Annotated in this window: 17 protein-coding genes and 5 tRNA genes; 13 read left to right on the plus strand and 9 right to left on the minus strand. The window is 43.4% G+C overall.

What is annotated here, in order from left to right; all coding sequences use genetic code 11:
- Positions 1-455: 455 nt before the first annotated feature.
- Positions 456-1,124 carry a LuxR C-terminal-related transcriptional regulator gene (locus BCT49_RS01400; RefSeq protein ID WP_102433867.1) on the plus strand — a complete coding sequence of 223 codons (669 nt, stop codon included), beginning with the start codon at positions 456-458 and terminating at the stop codon, positions 1,122-1,124.
- A gap of 371 nt (positions 1,125-1,495) precedes the next feature.
- Here the strand turns inward: BCT49_RS01400 and BCT49_RS01405 are convergent.
- A tRNA-Pro gene (locus tag BCT49_RS01405) sits at positions 1,496-1,572 on the minus strand.
- A 255-nt stretch (positions 1,573-1,827) separates the two neighbouring features.
- On the opposite strand from BCT49_RS01405, the gene BCT49_RS01410 reads away from it, so the two are divergent.
- The 3 genes from BCT49_RS01410 to rluF all read left to right on the plus strand — a co-directional run bounded on the left by BCT49_RS01410 (position 1,828) and on the right by rluF (position 4,075).
- On the plus strand, positions 1,828-1,968 hold the full coding sequence (locus BCT49_RS01410; RefSeq protein ID WP_004736246.1) for a DUF3149 domain-containing protein: 141 nt from the start codon (positions 1,828-1,830) through the stop codon (positions 1,966-1,968).
- Between the two features lie 171 nt (positions 1,969-2,139).
- Positions 2,140-2,721 carry a DNA endonuclease SmrA gene (smrA, locus tag BCT49_RS01415; RefSeq protein WP_102433868.1) on the plus strand — a complete coding sequence of 194 codons (582 nt, stop codon included), beginning with the start codon at positions 2,140-2,142 and terminating at the stop codon, positions 2,719-2,721.
- A 220-nt stretch (positions 2,722-2,941) separates the two neighbouring features.
- Positions 2,942-4,075, plus strand: a complete 1,134-nt coding sequence (gene rluF, locus BCT49_RS01420; RefSeq protein ID WP_102433869.1) for a 23S rRNA pseudouridine(2604) synthase RluF — start codon at positions 2,942-2,944, stop codon at positions 4,073-4,075.
- Between the two features lie 106 nt (positions 4,076-4,181).
- Here the strand turns inward: rluF and ybaK are convergent, their stop codons facing one another.
- The 8 genes from ybaK to hemA form a co-directional block, all read right to left on the minus strand.
- Positions 4,182-4,655, minus strand: coding sequence for a Cys-tRNA(Pro) deacylase (ybaK, locus tag BCT49_RS01425; protein WP_102433870.1), 474 nt, complete (start codon positions 4,653-4,655; stop codon positions 4,182-4,184).
- Between the two features lie 118 nt (positions 4,656-4,773).
- A complete protein-coding gene (gene ushA / locus BCT49_RS01430; protein WP_029225832.1) occupies positions 4,774-6,435 on the minus strand; it encodes a bifunctional UDP-sugar hydrolase/5'-nucleotidase UshA in 1,662 nt (553 codons plus the stop codon).
- Positions 6,436-6,890: 455 nt separating this feature from the next.
- A complete protein-coding gene (gene kdsA, locus BCT49_RS01435) occupies positions 6,891-7,745 on the minus strand; it encodes a 3-deoxy-8-phosphooctulonate synthase (protein ID WP_171309284.1) in 855 nt (284 codons plus the stop codon).
- A 22-nt stretch (positions 7,746-7,767) separates the two neighbouring features.
- The gene (locus BCT49_RS01440) at positions 7,768-8,577 is read right to left on the minus strand and encodes a SirB1 family protein (protein ID WP_016791949.1); all 810 of its coding nucleotides are present in this window, start codon (positions 8,575-8,577) and stop codon (positions 7,768-7,770) included.
- 6 nt (positions 8,578-8,583) lie between these two features.
- Complete coding sequence (locus BCT49_RS01445) at positions 8,584-8,967, minus strand: SirB2 family protein (RefSeq protein WP_009848726.1); 384 nt, start codon at positions 8,965-8,967, stop codon at positions 8,584-8,586.
- A gap of 204 nt (positions 8,968-9,171) precedes the next feature.
- Entirely contained in the window at positions 9,172-10,044 is an 873-nt protein-coding gene (gene prmC / locus BCT49_RS01450) for a peptide chain release factor N(5)-glutamine methyltransferase (RefSeq protein ID WP_102433871.1), read from the minus strand.
- A 5-nt stretch (positions 10,045-10,049) separates the two neighbouring features.
- Positions 10,050-11,138, minus strand: a complete 1,089-nt coding sequence (prfA, locus tag BCT49_RS01455; RefSeq protein ID WP_009848728.1) for a peptide chain release factor 1 — start codon at positions 11,136-11,138, stop codon at positions 10,050-10,052.
- Positions 11,139-11,166: 28 nt separating this feature from the next.
- Positions 11,167-12,426 (minus strand): glutamyl-tRNA reductase, encoded by a 1,260-nt coding sequence (gene hemA, locus BCT49_RS01460; protein ID WP_102433872.1) that lies wholly within the window; start codon positions 12,424-12,426, stop codon positions 11,167-11,169.
- Between the two features lie 160 nt (positions 12,427-12,586).
- On the opposite strand from hemA, the gene lolB reads away from it, so the two are divergent.
- The 9 genes from lolB (at position 12,587) to BCT49_RS01505 (ending at position 17,908) form a co-directional block, all read left to right on the plus strand.
- Positions 12,587-13,234 carry a lipoprotein insertase outer membrane protein LolB gene (gene lolB / locus BCT49_RS01465; RefSeq protein WP_102433873.1) on the plus strand — a complete coding sequence of 216 codons (648 nt, stop codon included), beginning with the start codon at positions 12,587-12,589 and terminating at the stop codon, positions 13,232-13,234.
- On the plus strand, positions 13,231-14,106 hold the full coding sequence (ispE, locus tag BCT49_RS01470; protein ID WP_198595801.1) for a 4-(cytidine 5'-diphospho)-2-C-methyl-D-erythritol kinase: 876 nt from the start codon (positions 13,231-13,233) through the stop codon (positions 14,104-14,106). Before lolB ends, ispE begins: the two co-directional genes overlap by 4 nt.
- Positions 14,107-14,133: 27 nt before the next feature.
- Positions 14,134-15,078: a ribose-phosphate pyrophosphokinase gene (locus tag BCT49_RS01475; RefSeq protein ID WP_012603389.1), complete on the plus strand. Its 945-nt coding sequence runs from the start codon at positions 14,134-14,136 to the stop codon at positions 15,076-15,078.
- A gap of 370 nt (positions 15,079-15,448) precedes the next feature.
- Positions 15,449-16,039, plus strand: a complete 591-nt coding sequence (gene pth / locus BCT49_RS01480; RefSeq protein WP_010439162.1) for an aminoacyl-tRNA hydrolase — start codon at positions 15,449-15,451, stop codon at positions 16,037-16,039.
- Between the two features lie 10 nt (positions 16,040-16,049).
- Complete coding sequence (ychF, locus tag BCT49_RS01485; protein ID WP_102433875.1) at positions 16,050-17,141, plus strand: redox-regulated ATPase YchF; 1,092 nt, start codon at positions 16,050-16,052, stop codon at positions 17,139-17,141.
- 280 nt (positions 17,142-17,421) lie between these two features.
- Positions 17,422-17,498 (plus strand) — tRNA-Met (locus BCT49_RS01490).
- 67 nt (positions 17,499-17,565) lie between these two features.
- Positions 17,566-17,650, plus strand: a tRNA-Leu gene (locus BCT49_RS01495).
- Positions 17,651-17,679: 29 nt separating this feature from the next.
- Positions 17,680-17,754, plus strand: a tRNA-Gln gene (locus tag BCT49_RS01500).
- A gap of 77 nt (positions 17,755-17,831) precedes the next feature.
- Positions 17,832-17,908 (plus strand) — tRNA-Met (locus BCT49_RS01505).
- The last annotated feature ends 92 nt before the right edge of the window (positions 17,909-18,000 follow it).

Genomic DNA, 18,000 nt, shown 5'->3' on the forward strand with positions numbered 1-18,000 from the left:
TCTAAGCGGAGAAGAGCCTTTTACCTAACGAACTTGAGCTCTTTCGCTAGTACGTTAGATAGCATCCAATGCTCAATAAACAAGACAGATATCGTACTGAAAATAAAAAACAGTACGCCACACTTAATATCGTTAAAGACGAGTTCTAATTCTGAATATAATCAAAAAGTTAACGGGGGAACAACAACACTGATCTTAAATATAAAGCAATTCCCAGCAATACTAGAAATACATCCTAACAGCGAAAAATGGATAATTTCTCAAATATGCGAAATAAAAAAACAATCATAAAAAACAAACACTTCTAGTACAACATAGAATACACCTTCATGTGTTCTATTAATTATTGTTAAATTAATTAATATTTTTAATGGTCAGATTAGCGGAATAACAACACGTGCTATAAACTTTAAAGTCTAATATGGATGTTATGGATGAATATAAGGAGCTTGCACATGGGTAAAATGGGAGAAAACCAAGCCATTTTGCTTGCAGAGAACAACCTACAATCAACACTACTCAAAGAATCGATCGAACAGAAAATCAACCTTAGTATCAAACTCATACCACCAGAAAAACTGAGTTCTACAGTACTAAAAAGCCAAGCATTGAATCTAATCATTATTGATTACCCAACGATGACTAAGCAACATACTGAAAAATATCAAGAACTTAGGGATGACATGACAAGTGACGTTCACGAAGTGCTGCTCAATACCCCAAACGATTTCCCGCACTCTGAGATGCTAAAGTGGCAATATTTGGTCGGTATTTTTTTTGCCTCTGACACACTTGATAAGCTAGTTACTGGATTTAACTGCATTTTACAGGGGGAGATGTGGATGACCAGGAAGCTAATCTACCAATACATAAGCTTCTACAGAGAAAGACAGTGTGCGAAAACCAGCCCTCATTATTTAAAGCTCACAAAACGAGAACAGCAAATCATCAAGCTACTCGGTGATGGGGCTTCTAATACCCAGATAGCAGACACACTTTATGTTAGTGAGAATACGGTTAAAGCACACCTTCACAATACGTTTAAGAAAATCAAAGTTAAGAATCGACTGCAGGCTCTAATTTGGGTAAAGAATAATGTCGCGACCAATGAGTTCGTTCAATAGCCCATGCTTTTAGCAACACCATGAGGCTAACTACTCACCAAGACTGCTTAACTAGCCACATCAAACTCAGGCATAAGCCCTTTCTATTACAGAGAGTGCTACAGCTTTCTTTAATGTGGCGGTGAAGAGCTTATTTTGAGCATCAGGCGAACCCCACCTAGGTTCAAACCCTATTTCCCATACCCTGAAACGACGAAAGCCTGCTCATTGAGCAGGCTTTCTAAATCTCGGTCGGTTAAGCAGGGATTCGACGCGGCTAGACTTCCATCAGACTGGCGCACCAGCCCCACCCTCATGTCCCAAACCAAATAGAAACCAAAGGGTTAAAATGCAAAAAAGCCGTAGCATTTCTGCTACGGCTTTCTTTAATGTGGTCGGTGAAGAGGGATTCGAACCCCCGACCCTCTGGTCCCAAACCAGATGCGCTACCAAGCTGCGCTATTCACCGAGATATCTAACTGGCTGATTGCCTGTCGATGGAGCGTATAATACGGATTCTGAATTTATCCGCAAGGGCTTTTTTCACTCTTTTTTACAATATCGAATCGTTCGAACAAAAGACGTACAACCGAACGGCGAATGTGACGAAAAACACACACTCACCAACAAGTATTTAACTTATGAAACAGGATTGATCCAGATCAGTGAATTGATAACGCTACTTAATACACTAAGCCATGTCATATAACTTTGAGGTATACACATGGACTTTTGGCTAGAACTCCTATTTGGTAATGCAGTGGGACTATCTTCAATGATAGTAATATTCGGGGCTCTGGGTCTCATGATGTTTTATGGAGGCTTCTTCATATACAAAGTTATGACTGAAAAATCTCCTCACTAGTATCGCTCAGCCTAAATCATTTACTTTTAAGTATCATTTTATTGATAAATAAATGTTAAAACGCTTTGCACCGGAGTTGACCTCTCTTGTCTCCTCCGGTTTTTTCATTTTTAAACCCAGCCACAACTTAGGTATACTAACCCTACCCTTCTACAACTTGAGATGAACACCATGTCTCATGATGACGACTTAGATCTATTCCAAGAAATGATGGGCGATGTGAAACGTATCGACCATGACACCGCTGAGCACCAAAAAGTGCATCGAGTTACCGAGTCTCAACTTGCAAAGCGAGAAGCGGCTATGTGGCTGTCTGAGGACGAAAAAGATTACCTCTCTCTCGACTACTCTCCAATGCTGAAACCTGATGAGGTTATTGCGTATAAAAAAGATGGCGTTCAAGAAGGCGTGTACAAAAAACTGCGCTTAGGTAAATATCCGATTCAAGCTAAGCTCGATCTCCACAGGAAAACATTGAAAGATGCTCGTAACGAAGTACTTTCATTTTTGCGCCAATGTTTAAGAATGGATGTGCGCACTGTCATTATTGTTCACGGTAAGGGCGAACGCTCGAATCCACCAGCCATGATGAAAAGCTATGTGGCCAATTGGCTATCGCAAATTAATGATGTTCAATGTGTTCACTCAGCGCAGCAATTTCATGGTGGTACTGGAGCCGTTTACGTCATGCTCAGAAAGAGTAATGACAAAAAACTAGAGAACAGAGAGCGTCACCAAAAACGGACTCGCTAAATCATCAGAAGCTTAGTGAAAAAAGGCCATCGTCTTCGAACATTCAGCTAAACACATTGAACACCACAATTGATGTTTAGTGCCGAAAATAGATATTTAGTGCCGAAGCCCACACTAGGTGTTAAAATTGCCTCAATTAACGAATTAAAACGTAAAAGCAACTCTCCATAGTTGCTTTTTGTTTATCTATATTTCCGTTGTGAAACGCTAAGAGAATATCATGTCACAAGAATCCCAAGCTAAACGCCTTAATAAATACATCAGTGAAACTGGTTTTTGTTCACGTCGTGAAGCAGACAAATTGATCGATGCAGGCCGAGTTACTATTAATGGCAAGATCCCTGAGATGGGAACGAAAGTATTGCCAGGTGATGATGTTGAGATCGACAACAAGCCAGTACTTTCAAAAGAAAAGCCTATCTACATTGCCCTCAATAAACCGACCGGCATTACCTGTACAACTGAGCGTGATATTCCTGGCAACATCGTCGACTTCATTGGCCACCACAAGCGTATCTTCCCTATTGGTCGCCTAGATAAGCCTTCTGATGGCCTTATCTTCCTGACCAACGATGGCGACATCGTGAATAAGATTCTGCGTGCAGGTAACAATCACGAAAAAGAGTACGTGGTTCGTGTAGATAAGCCGATCACGACAGAGTTCTTGAAGAAAATGGCTTCAGGTGTTCCTATTTTGGATACGGTTACCTTGCCATGTAATGTCGAGAAAGAGACTAAATTCTCATTCCGAATTACGCTAACTCAAGGCCTTAACCGTCAGATCCGCCGTATGTGTGAAGCGTTAGGCTATGAAGTATTCAAACTACGTCGCGTACGTATTATGAACATCTCACTTGATGGCATTCCAAACGGAAAGTGGCGCTACCTAAGTGAAGAAGAAATCGCAGAGATATTAGCGATGTGTGAAGGTTCAGTGAGCACTGAAGATGCATCAAAAATCAACGCAAAAGGTCAGCGAATCCGCAAAGCAACCGATGCTAAGTTATTTGATAGCCGTGAGGAAAATCAAACCTCAACAGCGCGACGTAATCAAAACGAGAATCGTACTCGCACCTATCGTGGTAATAACGCGGATGAATTCCGCCATGCGCCAAACTCGAAGCGTGGTCGTAATTCGTCGAATAGTGAAAGCGGCGGCAACACCGAGAACTGGAAATCGAACTCTCGTTCAGAGCGTTCAAATTCAGATCGAAACAGCTCAGATCGCAATCGCACAGACCGCGACAATAACGATCGTAGAAGCGGTAAGCCAGCAAACCGTAATCAAGATTCAAACAGACCAAATAAACCAGCAGCAAAACGCGTTGGTGGGACATTAGGCCTTAAGAAGTAGTCAGAATCAGTAAGACGAGACACTCGATATAAAAACGCCCGCTAGATTAGTCTAGCGGGCGTTCTTGTTTGTCATTCGATAGTTTTATCATCATGACGACGACAACCTATAAACATAGATCAGCAAACTGGCCTCGTGTCAGCATCGCTAAGTCTTTTGGAGCTAACTCAATTTCTAGCCCTCGCTTCCCTGCACTCACACATATCGTTTCAAAACTGGTAGCGCTGGAATGGACAAAAGTAGGTAATGCTTTTTTCTGACCAAGCGGACTGATTCCACCCACAACATAACCTGTGGTTTTCTGTGCAATATCAGGATTGGCCATCTCTGCTTTTTTACCGTTCGCCGCTTTAGCTGCAAGCTTAAGATTTAGCTTCTGGTCGACAGGAATAACAGCTACAGCCAAATCTTTAGCGACGCCGTTCAAACAAAATAAAAGCGTTTTGAACACGCGTTTGGGATCCTGCCCCAGAGCTTCAACCGCCTCTAACCCATAGTTGGTGTTGTTTGCATCGTGATGATACTGATGCACGGTATGAGCGATTTTCTTTTTCTTGGCAAGATTGATTGCAGGGGTCATAACAAATCCAAACGATAGATAAACAAAAAGCGACGCCGAGGCGTCGCTTTAGTTAAATTTATCATGGTGCTAGAGTCAATCTAATTTAGCACCTAATGATTCAATTAACTGGGGTCAATTACTTGTAAACCATTTGACCTGACGGTGCGTACTTGTTCACGTCAACCGGGCTGTTCGCTTCTAGGTACTCTTTCAGTACTTCAGCATCAACAAAACCTGTGTTCACGTAACCAGGGTGGTCAGAAAGTTTAGGGTAACCGTCACCACCAGCCGCGTTGAAGCTTGGCACTGTGAAGCGGTATGTTTCGTCTAAACGAAGCTGTTTGCCACCGATGAATACGTTCGATACTTCACCGTTCGTTACTGTCATTGAAATGCCAGCGAACTGTGCGTAAGCACCAGAGTCGATTGGTTTCGTCGCCACAACATTTAGGTAATCTAGAACTTCTTTACCTGTCATGTCTGTGTAAGTCAGGATGTTTGCAAAAGGTTGTACCTTCAGTACATCTTTGTAAGTCACGTTGCCCGCTTCAATTGAGTCACGAACACCACCAGAATTCATCACAGCGAAGTCTGCTTGTGCACGCTCCATGTGAGAAGTCGCAATCAAACGGCCTAGGTTAGTTTGTTGGAAACGAACCACGTTACGATCGCCTTCAAGCTTGCCATTTGTCTCAGCAATTTGAACTTCTAGCTGTGCTTGGCCTTGCTCTTGGAAAGGACGTAGGAATTCAAGTAGCTCTGGGTCTTGTGCGATTTCATCTTGAATAAGAACACGTTGTTTCTTACCGTCAATCTTAACTTTCTTCTTAAGGTTAACTGGAACCAGATCGTAGCTCACCATCTCTAGTTCGCCGTTACGGAATTCGTAATCAGCACGACCTACGTACTTGCCCCACTCGTGAGCTTGAACGATGTAAGTACCGTTCTGTACGTCTGGTTTACACTCATCACCCGGCTTGAAGTTTTTCTTCGCAACGTTAGGGCCTTCCATACATACAGGCTCTTGAGAGTGACCACCAACGATCATGTCTAGATCGCCTTCGTTAAGGTAACGAGCAAGTGCTACATCACCCGGTGCGTTAACACCACGTTGGCCGTTTTCGTAGTGACCCATGTGAGTCACAGCGAAGATTAAGTCTGGCTTCTCTGTTTCTTTAAGTTCAGCGATCAGCTTCTTCGCTTCTTCTTTAGGGTCGCGGAAGTCAATGCTCGCGATGAACTCAGGGTTACCGATTTTTGCCGTATCTTCAGTTGTTAAACCGATAACCGCAATCTTGATACCTTGCTTTTCAAACATCTCGTAAGCTTGGAACTTACGTTCGCCAGTTGCTTTGTCGTAGATGTTTGCAGATAGCATTGGGAAGTTAGCCCAGTCGATCTGCTTTTGTAGTACGTCTAATGAGTTATCAAACTCGTGGTTACCCAATGCCATTGCATCGTAACCAATTTTATTCATACCTTTGAAATCAGGTTCTGCATCTTGAAGATCTGACTCTGGCACACCAGTGTTGATGTCACCACCAGATAGAAGCAACACGCTACCGCCTTCTGCTTCAACTTCAGCACGAAGTTGATCAACAAGCGTTTTACGCGCAGACATGCCGTATTCACCGTATTTGTTCTGCCAAAAACGACCATGGTTGTCGTTAGTGTGTAGAACCGTTAGCTTGTAAGTTTCGTCTTGGTTCCAATCTTGAGTTGATTGAGACGCACACCCAGCTAGAGTAGCTAGGATTGCAGCACTTAGTGCTGTCTTTAGAATAAGGCGTTGCTTCATTGTCATACCTTTGAACTTTTTAGGGGAATCCACTGCTTTTTATGATCTATTGCGACCCCTTATTTGGAGTTCGAACAATAAGACTTCACATCACTTATCTTAAATTAACATTTCAGATGTAACATGATGATTTCATATTTATGTCGAATTGGTCACGCATAGTTCAGCAGTTAAGTGTAACAAAATTATGAGATTACACTCAAACTTCCCCTGCATCACAAGCAATCGTTTACTTACAAAGTGTGATGAACATCAGCAATTTACTGCAAACAGGACTGACCTCACACTCATATACGAGTTTCTTAGGTAATAACCCACCTCGTTAACAACTCTTTAAATGAACGGTTTATGTTCGGCTGCTTTTGCGAGATAAAAAAAAGCCCAATTCAAAGAACTGGGCTTTCTTAGATCAACTTTTGTGAAATAACGTTTCCATTACTTCACATCCATCTCAATTATTTAATATCAATATGCTCAAAGCCTTTGATAAGGTCATCAAGTGCCTTCATCTGCTTCAAGAACGGCTCTAGCTTATCTAGTGGTAGAGCTGATGGGCCATCACAACGCGCTTGATCTGGGTTCGGGTGTGCCTCAAGGAACAGACCAGCAATGCCAGTAGCAATACCCGCTTTAGCAAGCTCAACAGTTTGCTCACGACGACCGCCAGATGCTGCACCTGAAGGGTCACGCATTTGAAGCGCGTGAGTCACATCAAAGATGATTGGGCTGCCGTTTGATGATTTTTTCATTACACCAAAACCAAGCATATCAACAACTAAGTTGTCATAACCCATGCAAGAACCACGTTCACAAAGAATGATGTTCTCGTTGCCGCACTCAGCGAACTTATCAACGATGTTACCTACTTGATCCGGGCTCATGAACTGAGGCTTCTTCACATTGATAACCGCACCAGTCTTAGCCATTGCTTCAACAAGATCAGTTTGACGAGCAAGGAACGCAGGAAGCTGGATTACATCAACCACATCAGCAACAGGCTGAGCTTGTGCTTCAGTGTGAATATCAGTGATGATCTTCACGCCAAAGGTATCTTTCAGCTCTTGGAAGATTTTAAGACCTTCTTCCATGCCAGGACCACGGTATGAGTGAACAGAGCTGCGGTTCGCTTTATCAAAAGACGCCTTAAATACATAAGGGATGCCCAGCTTCTCTGTTACTTTCACGTAGTGCTCACAGATCTGCATCGCTAGATCGCGAGATTCAAGAACGTTCATGCCCGCAAATAGCGTAAATGGCTTATCGTTAGCAATTGGCATATCGCCAATATGAACTATTTTCTGTTCCATCATATTCTCTCTAAATAATAATTAACTAGTGAACGACGACGGTTTTTTCCGTCATGACATTCACTTGAGATTTAAGTAACTCAGATGCAGGGTCATCTGGGCATTGATCAATAAAGTACTGATAATCGGTGGCGGCAATCTGGTGACAATCCAGTTGCTGATAGATGAAACCACGGTCACGGATTTCATACGGATCATCCGGCACAAACGTTAACGCAAGATCAGTACACTTCAATGCAAGCGTATAACGCTCTTCTCTCAGCAGTGCACTTTTCAATAAAGCCAACCACTTACCAATAATGGTTGGGTGGTCTGCGACTTTTAAATGCTCACTTTTCAGCTTAGCCAATGGGCCATCATGGCCAATTAACCATGCTCGCAATGTTTGCTGACCAACATACTCGCCATTGTAAGGATTAATATAGACCGGAGTTTGGCCATACCAACTGACTTTAAGCAAAAACTGAGTCGGAAAAGAGACACCCTCTACAGGAAAGCCTAGCTTGCGACCAAGAAAAAGGAAGATTGCCCCAAGACTGACAGGGATCCCTTTCTTTCTCTCAAGTACTTTATCGATAAACGCGTTTTCCGATGAGAAGTAAGCGTCTTTATCGCCTGCGAAGCCCCACTCGTAAAAGAATAGTCGAATAAAAGATTCAAACTTCTGTTGCTCGTCGGTTTCATTAACTAACGCAAACTCAGCGTCTTTTAATAATCTTGCGAGTTCTTGCTCTGCCCAGCTATCTTGAGTTTCAGGGTCAATGGCCTTGTTTAAGATCAATGCGCCTTCAGCAAGTTCTAGCTGATCAAAGTCTTCATCAAAAAATTCGTACATACGTCATTAACCGAAAAATGTTGGAGTCTTTGTCATTGCGATTTTGCCTGCCATTGCTAGCCAGCCTAGAGCGCCAAAGAATGAGAAAACTCTCAATAGCTTGTTCTTACCTAACTTAAGCGCAAAGAAGCCCAATGCGATGTAAGCCATTACACAGGTTAGTTTTTCAGTTAACCATGGTGCCGCTGGTGTAAAGGGAATAAAGCCAGTAATAAAAATCAAACCAATGCCCGATAGCAACAGTAGCGAGTCATTGATATGAGGGAAACGCTGCAAGAAAGGATGCTTAAGCTTCGGTGAGTTAGCCATCATCAGAGCGAAACGGATCGAAAGAAGTAGCGCGCTTATAGCAATCGTGAGTAGGTGAAAATGTTTTAAACCTTCGTACATGGTATTCCTTTATATTTTTATATGTGCTTTCGTTAATACGAGCCACACAATACCCGTTAATGCCCTGCATTTCTGCGTTAATTCTCTGTATTTCTGCGTTAAATGCATTATCGAGTTAAGTGTATTTTCGAGTTAAAGGTATCAATTTAGCCAGTTCATCATCTATTGCTCACAAGATGATTAACAGCAGCCGATGAACAATCACTATGAACAGTAACGACCCAATGTCACTCGGTCATTACCACCGTAATCTTTTTCTGTAACCACATCCAAGTAGCCCAGTTGTTGCATTATCTCACGTACCGCCAAGCCTTGGTCATAACCGTGTTCAAATGCCAACCAACCTTCGTTTTCCAAAAAGCGTCGTGCGTTTTCAGAAATGTATCGAATATCAGCTAAACCTTTCTCTTCAGCTACTAATGCTGTGATTGGTTCAAAACGCACATCACCTTGAGATAAATGAGGGTCATTCTTCTCAATGTACGGTGGGTTCGAGACAATCAACGAAAACTTTATAGCTTCTTCTCCAGAACTTGCTGAGTTCAAAGGCTCAAACCAACTGCCATGTAAAAAAGTGGCGTTAGTGATATTTAATCGCTGAGCGTTTTCTGTCGCAAGTTGCTGCGCTTCAGGGCGAAGATCAATACCCGTCACTTGTCTGTTCGGCATCTCAGACGCCAATGCCAAAGCAATCGCACCAGTACCCGTTCCTAAATCGAGAATCGCACCTTGCTTGCCATACGTTTTGTCTAACGCTACTTCAACCAAACGTTCCGTATCTGGACGTGGGATTAAAGTAGAAGGAGAGACTTTTAACGGCAGCGACCAAAACTCACGCTCACCAACAATATAAGCCACTGGCTCACCGGTTAAACGACGTTTTAGAAGGGTATGGAATTCGGATTCTTGTTCTGAAGTGAGATGCTTCTCAGGCCAAGTCAGTAGGTAAGATCTAGGTTTATCTAAGGCGTGACAAAGCAGTACCGCAGCATCAATCGAGGGCGATGTGTTACCGCCCTCTTGAAGCTGTACGATTGCTGACTTTAAAGCACTTTCAACCGTATATGCTGACTGCATAGTAATTAGTTGTGCTCAGCAAGTGCTGCTAGTTGATCGGCTTGGTGCTCTTGTAGAACAGGATCAAGCAGGCTTTGCATATCACCTTCCAGAACTTCGTTCAGGCGGTAGATAGTTAAGTTGATGCGGTGGTCAGAAACACGGCCTTGAGGGTAGTTGTACGTACGAATACGGTCACTACGGTCACCAGAGCCTAATAGGTTACGACGTGTATCTGAAATCGCAGCAGCACGACGCTCTTCTTCAGCTTGAACGATACGAGCCGCTAGAACAGCCATCGCTTTCGCTTTGTTTTTATGCTGAGAACGCTCGTCTTGACACTCTACTACTGTACCTGTTGGTAAGTGAGTAATACGGATTGCTGAATCCGTGGTGTTAACGTGCTGACCACCCGCGCCAGATGCACGGAAAGTATCAATCTTAAGATCGCCCGCTTTGATTTCTGGTAGATCCGCTTCTGGGATCTCAGGCATAACCGCAACGGTACATGCTGATGTATGAACACGACCTTGAGATTCAGTCTCAGGCACACGTTGTACACGGTGACCGCCAGACTCAAACTTCATGGTGCCGTAAACAGCGTCGCCACTGATTTTAGCGATCATCTCTTTAAAGCCGCCCTGTTCTGAAACATTGCTGCTCATCACTTCGACGCGCCAGCCTTTCTTCTCGGCAAACTTAGAGTACATACGGAAAAGGTTACCCGCAAAGATACCCGCTTCATCACCACCTGCGCCGGCACGAATCTCTAAGAAACAGTTACGTTCATCGTTTGGATCTTTTGGAATCAGAAGAATTTGCAGCTCATCAGTCAGACGTTCAATGTTCGCTTTCGCATCTTTGATTTCTTCTTGAGCCATTTCACGCATTTCTGCGTCGTCTTCATTTGCCATCTCTTCAGCAGCTTCTAAATCTTCTTGAGCTTGCTGGTATGATTTAAAGCACCCCGTCACCTCTTCTAATTGAGAATACTCTTTTGACAAGGCACGGAATTTATCTTGATTCCCAAGTACATCGGGATCACCAAGTAGATGTTGAACTTCTTCATAGCGTTCAACAAGTGTTTCAAGCTTTATTAGAATCGAGGCTTTCATAATGTCTTATTCTGTTGGAGGTCGAATATTATTGAGGGTTTTCTAGACCCAAACTCTGTCTAATGACCATTAATTTTGCAGGTTCTCCTTGCTCAGCTGCACTTTGAAGTGCACGCGTTGGAGCATGGATCAATTTGTTTGTGAGCTTATTACTTAGCTCGAGTAAGACTTTCTCAGGGTCACCGCCAGCAGCAAGTGATTGTAAACTCTTACTTAATAATTCTTCTCGGATTTCATTGGCCGATTTACGGTAATCACGAATACTGTCTACCGCTTGCAGTGATCGCATCCAACTCATGAACGCGGCGCTTTCTTCACTGACGATTGCTTCAGCCTGAATCGCTTCAACTTTACGTTGCTCGATATTACCATCAACGATCGACTGAAGATCATCAACTGAATACAGGTAAGCATCACTCAGTTCGCCGACCTGAGACTCAACATCACGAGGCACTGCAATATCAACCAACAACATCGGCTGATGTTTTCTTTGCTTAAGCGCCGTTTCAACCATGCCTTTACCAATAATTGGCAGTGGGCTTGCGGTTGAACTGATCACGATATCCGCTCGATGCAGATGATCAGGGATCTCATTCAAGCTAATGACCTCAGCACCAAACTCTTTGGCAAGCCCTAAAGCTCGCTCACGAGTACGGTTAGCAACGATCATCTTGGTACAACCATTGGCTGACAAGTGTTTAGCCACCAGTTCAATGGTTTCTCCCGCACCCACCAACAACACCGTTGATTCAGCAATCGATTCAAAGATGTGTTTAGCTAACGTACAGGCCGCGTAAGCAACAGAAACCGCACTGCCACCGATTTCGGTTTCTGTTCGAACTCGCTTCGCAACAGAAAATGATTTCTGGAACAGTTTTTCCATTGAAGCATCAACAGATTTGTTCTCTCGCGAATCGGTGTAAGCCTGTTTTACCTGACCAAGAATTTGCGGCTCGCCCAAAACCAAAGAGTCCAAACCACAGGCAACGCGCATTAAGTGCTTAATCGCGGCTTGTTCTTCATGGATATAGATACTCGGTTTTAATTCTTCAGGACTAACTTGATGAAATACAGACAGCCAATCGATCAACTTGTTTTTTGCCACGCCTTTGACGTCACAATACACTTCAGTTCGATTACAGGTAGAAAGTATGACACTTCCATTTACGTGTGCATTTGCGTTAAGTTGCTTGAGTGCCTCAGATAATTTATCTGGACCAAAAGCGACTTTTTCTCGCAATTCAACCGACGCTGTATTGTGATTGATACCTACGGCAAGCAAAGACATGTATCAGAAGTTCTCGATCAGGGAATGGAAACAAGGGGCGAATTTTACTTGATGCATGGCTCTATTTAAAGAGCAAGCGGGATTTGTTTTCCTGAGTTCGTGAATTCAATGCTATAGTTGAAGCGTTTTTTAGATAAATTTGAACAAGTTGTGAGCAAATATGAGCAAGCTTCGTAAAATCACGTCTCTTATTTTTATGACCATAATTATGGTGGGTTGCTCGTCTATACCAGAACAACCGACCAGCGTTGAGTGGCAAAGTCACCAAAACCGTCTTCTGAAGATAGAAAACTACCAAGCCTCAGGCAAGCTCGCTTACATTTCTCCAGAGCAACGCCAAAGCCTTAACTTCATTTGGAAGCACTCCCCAAATCAAAGCCAATTGAGACTGACCACTTTCCTTGGTCAAACCGCCTTGAACCTCACGATTGACAGCTCGGGTGCCAAGGTAGTCACTTATGATGATCAGGTATTCACCCATGCAAGTGCATCTGTGTTGGTAGAGCAACTTACTGGACTGCAGATCCCCATTGATCACCTGCCGCAATGGTTCCTTGGTATTCCCGACCAAGCAGATAGCTACCAACTCAACAGCACCAACACGCTTGAATCTCTGTCTAAACAAGTTAGCCGTCAATTATGGACACTGAATTTTGCCAACTATCGCAATACAGAGATGCCGAGTAAGCAACTATCAGATGAAGACAACGCAAAGGTAGAGACAATTCCCCTCCCTACTCGATTGTCATTCAAGCAAGGCGAGAACAAAATCAACATTGTAGTTTCGAAGTGGACACTGAAAAAATGATAACAACGCCAACGCACTGGCCTTCGCCAGCTAAGCTGAATTTATTTCTCTATATTACTGGCCGACGCGATAATGGCTATCACGAACTTCAGACCCTATTTCAGTTTGTCGACTTTGGTGATGAACTTACGGTTACCGCAAACCGAGAAACAAGCTCAATAACTATCACACCTGAGATTCCAGGGGTTGCGACAGAAGATAACCTAATTTGGAAAGCCGCAACTGCCCTTCAACAATATACATCGACGACTTTCGGCGCGGATATTGAGTTAAAGAAAGTGCTTCCTATGGGAGGTGGCATTGGCGGAGGTTCTTCAAATGCTGCAACCGTGTTAGTCGCTCTCAACCATTTATGGCAACTCAACCTGTGCGATGATCAGTTAGCAGAGATTGGCTTAAAGCTTGGTGCAGACGTTCCTGTGTTTGTACGAGGACACGCCGCCTTTGCTGAAGGTGTTGGTGAGCAATTACAACCCGCTAATCCGGATGAAAAATGGTATCTCGTTGTTAAACCTCAAGTGAGCATAGCAACTGTAGACATATTCACACATTCAGAATTAACTCGAAATACGCCGAAGCGAGCACTATCAACGCTTCTAGAGCAAGAATACGTAAACGATTGCGAAAAAATTGTGCGAATGCTGTACCCAGAGGTTGATAAGCAACTTTCATGGCTGCTACAATACGCGCCGTCGAGATTGACTGGTACGGGTTCATGCGTTTTTGCTGAATTTAGCAGCAAAAAAGAAGCTGAATCGGTGCTAGAGCAACTGCCTGACACAGTTTCCGCGTTTGTCGCGAGAGGACGAAACATTTCTCCTTTAAAAGAAACTTTGGCTGAATACCAATCAGCCCACCCACAATCTATTTAAAACTGGACGCAACCCGAGGTTTCCACCGTGCCTGATATGAAGCTATTTGCTGGTAACGCAACACCTGAACTAGCCCAACGTATTGCTGATCGTCTATACATCTCTCTTGGAGATGCTACTGTAGACCGTTTTTCTGATGGCGAAGTCGCTGTACAAATCAATGAAAACGTTCGTGGTAGCGATGTATTCCTGATTCAATCAACTTGTGCACCAACCAATGACAACCTTATGGAATTGGTGGTAATGATTGACGCAATGCGCCGTGCTTCTGCTGGCCGTATTACTGCTGTAATCCCTTACTTCGGTTATGCCCGTCAAGATCGTCGTGTACGTTCTGCTCGTGTGCCTATTACTGCAAAAGTTGTTGCAGATTTCCTTTCTAACGTTGGTGTTGACCGCGTTTTGACTATCGACCTACACGCAGAGCAAATCCAAGGCTTCTTCGATGTACCTGTTGATAACATTTTCGGCACTCCAGTTCTTCTAGAAGATATGGCTAACCGTGGCCTAGAAAACCCAGTTGTGGTTTCTCCAGACCTTGGTGGTGTTGTACGTGCTCGTGCTACAGCTAAAGCGCTAGGTGATGTTGACATCGCTATCGTTGATAAGCGTCGTCCACGTGCTAACGTTTCTGAAGTAATGAACCTAATCGGTGATGTTGAAGGTCGTGACTGTGTTATCGTTGATGACATGATCGATACTGGTGGCACACTATGTAAAGCAGCTGAAGCGCTTAAAGAGCGCGGTGCTAAGCGTGTATTCGCTTACGCAACTCACGCTGTATTCTCTGGTACTGCTGCAGAAAACATCCGTAATTCAGTTCTTGACCAAGTTATTGTTACTGATTCAATCAAGCTTTCTCCAGAGATGGCTGCGACAGGTAAAGTGACTGAACTAAGCCTTTCTCGCATGCTTGCTGAAGCGATTCGTCGTATCAGCAACGAAGAGTCTATCTCTGCGATGTTCAACTAATCAAAGCTCTATAGCTTTGCTTTAGCAGAACAATCTGAAAAGATATTAAGCACTTCATTCGATGAAGTGCTTTTTTTATATCTAATACCAATCACAGTAAGTAAGTGTTCAGAAATAGCGCAGGAAAAAAGCTTGAGAACAAGGCGTAATTTTTTGATAAATAGTTATTCTACAATCAAAAATTATAACGCAGTTATCGAGCATTTTAACCAGCTAGGGTGACCAGTTATTTACTACGATTGGTATAACGACCACAAAGTTAATTTGACCACAGTTTCGAATCATTGAGTTGCTATCAGCTAGCTCGCACCTTTTTCATAAACTGTGATATCATACGGCGCTTTTTGAAATCCCAAGAGAGATCCATACCTTGAGCCAACAAATAAAACTTCTCGTTGGACTGGCTAATCCAGGTCCAGAATACGCCAAAACTCGCCACAATGCGGGTGCTTGGGTAGTTGAAGAATTAGCACGTGTACACAACGTGACACTGAAGAACGAACCAAAGTTCTTTGGCCTAACGGGTCGTATCATGGTTCATGGTGAAGATCTTCGTTTGCTGATCCCAACGACTTTTATGAACTTATCCGGGAAAGCTGTTGCAGCACTGGCAAAGTTCTACCAAATTAAACCAGAAGAGATCATGGTGGCTCACGATGAGTTAGACCTCCCTCCTGGTATTGGTAAGTTTAAAAAAGGTGGTGGTCATGGCGGGCACAATGGCCTAAAAGACATCATCAGCAAGCAGGGTAACAATAAAGAATTCTATCGTCTTAGGTTAGGCATTGGCCATCCGGGACACAAAGATAAAGTTGCAGGTTATGTATTAGGCAAAGCTCCTGCGAAAGAGCAAGAGTGTATCGAGGCTGTCGTTGACGAATCGGTTCGCAGCCTAGACATCTTATTAAAAGATGGCCTACCAAAAGCACAAAATCGCTTACATACGTTCAAAGCAGAATAAGGTTTATATCATGGGTTTTAAATGTGGCATCGTTGGTCTACCAAACGTTGGTAAGTCAACTCTGTTTAACGCACTGACTAAAGCAGGCATCGAAGCAGCAAACTTTCCATTTTGTACGATCGAACCAAACACAGGTATCGTTCCGGTTCCAGATCTACGCTTAGATGCATTAGCAAAAATTGTTAATCCACAGAAGATCCTTCCAACGACAATGGAATTCGTAGACATCGCAGGCCTAGTTGCTGGCGCATCTAAAGGTGAAGGTCTAGGTAACAAATTCCTAGCTAACATCCGTGAAACTGACGCTATCGGTCACGTTGTACGCTGCTTTGAAAACGAAAACATCGTTCACGTTTCTGGCAAAGTATCTCCTATCGAAGATATCGAAGTGATCAACCTTGAGCTTGCTCTTGCCGATCTAGATAGCTGTGAACGTGCGATCTTCCGTAATGCTAAAAAAGCAAAAGGCGGAGATAAAGACGCTAAGTTTGAAACTACAGTTCTTGAAAAGCTACTACCGATCCTGACTGAAGGTGGTATGGCTCGTACTGTTGAACTGGGCAAAGAAGAACTCGCAGCAATCGACTACCTTAACTTCCTAACGCTTAAGCCAACAATGTACATCGCAAACGTTGCTGAAGATGGTTTCGAAAACAACCCTTACCTAGATGCAGTTCGTGAGTATGCAGAAAAAGAGAACAACGTTGTTGTTGCTGTATGTGCTGCAATCGAATCTGAGCTTTCTGAGCTTGACGACGAAGATCGCGAAGAGTTCCTAGCTGACATGGGTATCGAAGAACCAGGCCTTAACCGAGTGATCCGCTCTGGTTACGAGCTACTGACTCTTCAAACTTACTTCACAGCGGGTGTTAAAGAAGTTCGCGCTTGGACTATTCCTATTGGAGCAACAGCACCGCAAGCAGCCGGTAAGATCCACACCGACTTCGAGAAAGGTTTCATCCGTGCAGAAGTAGTTGGTTACGAACATTTCATCGAATTTGGCGGTGAAAGCGGAGCAAAAGATGCAGGTAAATGGCGTCTTGAAGGCAAAGAATACATCGTTAAAGATGGCGATGTTGTTCACTTCCGTTTCAACGTTTAATTACCGATAAACATCTAATAAAAGGCCAGTGAATTCACTGGCCTTTTTCGTTTTCGCTCTTTCTAAAGAGCTTCTTATCCAAAACTTAACTTCCTATATATATCGGTATTTGAACCTATTTTTTGCTGACAAATACGCCTCTTTGACTAAAAAGAAACCGAACAGATGTTTATTCGTGATTTATTCAAAAAAAAAGTTGACGGGTTTCACTCAACTCCGCATAATGCGCCCCGTTCACAACGAAGCGGCAACGTATCGAAATGAGCAACAATTTGGAAATGGCTACTTAGCTCAGTTGGTTAGAGCACATCACTCATAATGATGGGGTCGCAGGTTCGAATCCCGCAGTAGCCACCATTTCCTAAGCACTCTGTTTGTTATTAAACGTATGTCTTTTGACAACAAAGAGTTTTTAGGAAATAAAGCGGTCGTGGCGGAATTGGTAGACGCACCAGATTTAGGTTCTGGCGCCGAGAGGTGTGAGAGTTCAAGTCTCTCCGACCGCACCATTATTTAGATATCTTAATTGATATCCTGTTGGGCTATCGCCAAGCGGTAAGGCACTGGCTTTTGATGCCAGCATTCCCTGGTTCGAATCCAGGTAGCCCAGCCACAATTTAAAGTGTAATTATCTTTAAAAAGATAATGGCATTGAAAGCGAGATTATATTATATTACTTCGCTCTCAGATGGCTACTTAGCTCAGTTGGTTAGAGCACATCACTCATAATGATGGGGTCGCAGGTTCGAATCCCGCAGTAGCCACCATTCTTTCTTTGTGAAAGAAAAAGTACAAACAACGTTATATTGAATCACCAATGTCGATATAACTATAAAGATTTGCTGCGGTCGTGGCGGAA

Origin of the sequence: Vibrio lentus, assembly GCF_002875945.1 — a bacterium.
GTDB classification, from domain to species: Bacteria; Pseudomonadota; Gammaproteobacteria; order Enterobacterales; family Vibrionaceae; genus Vibrio; species Vibrio apostichopi.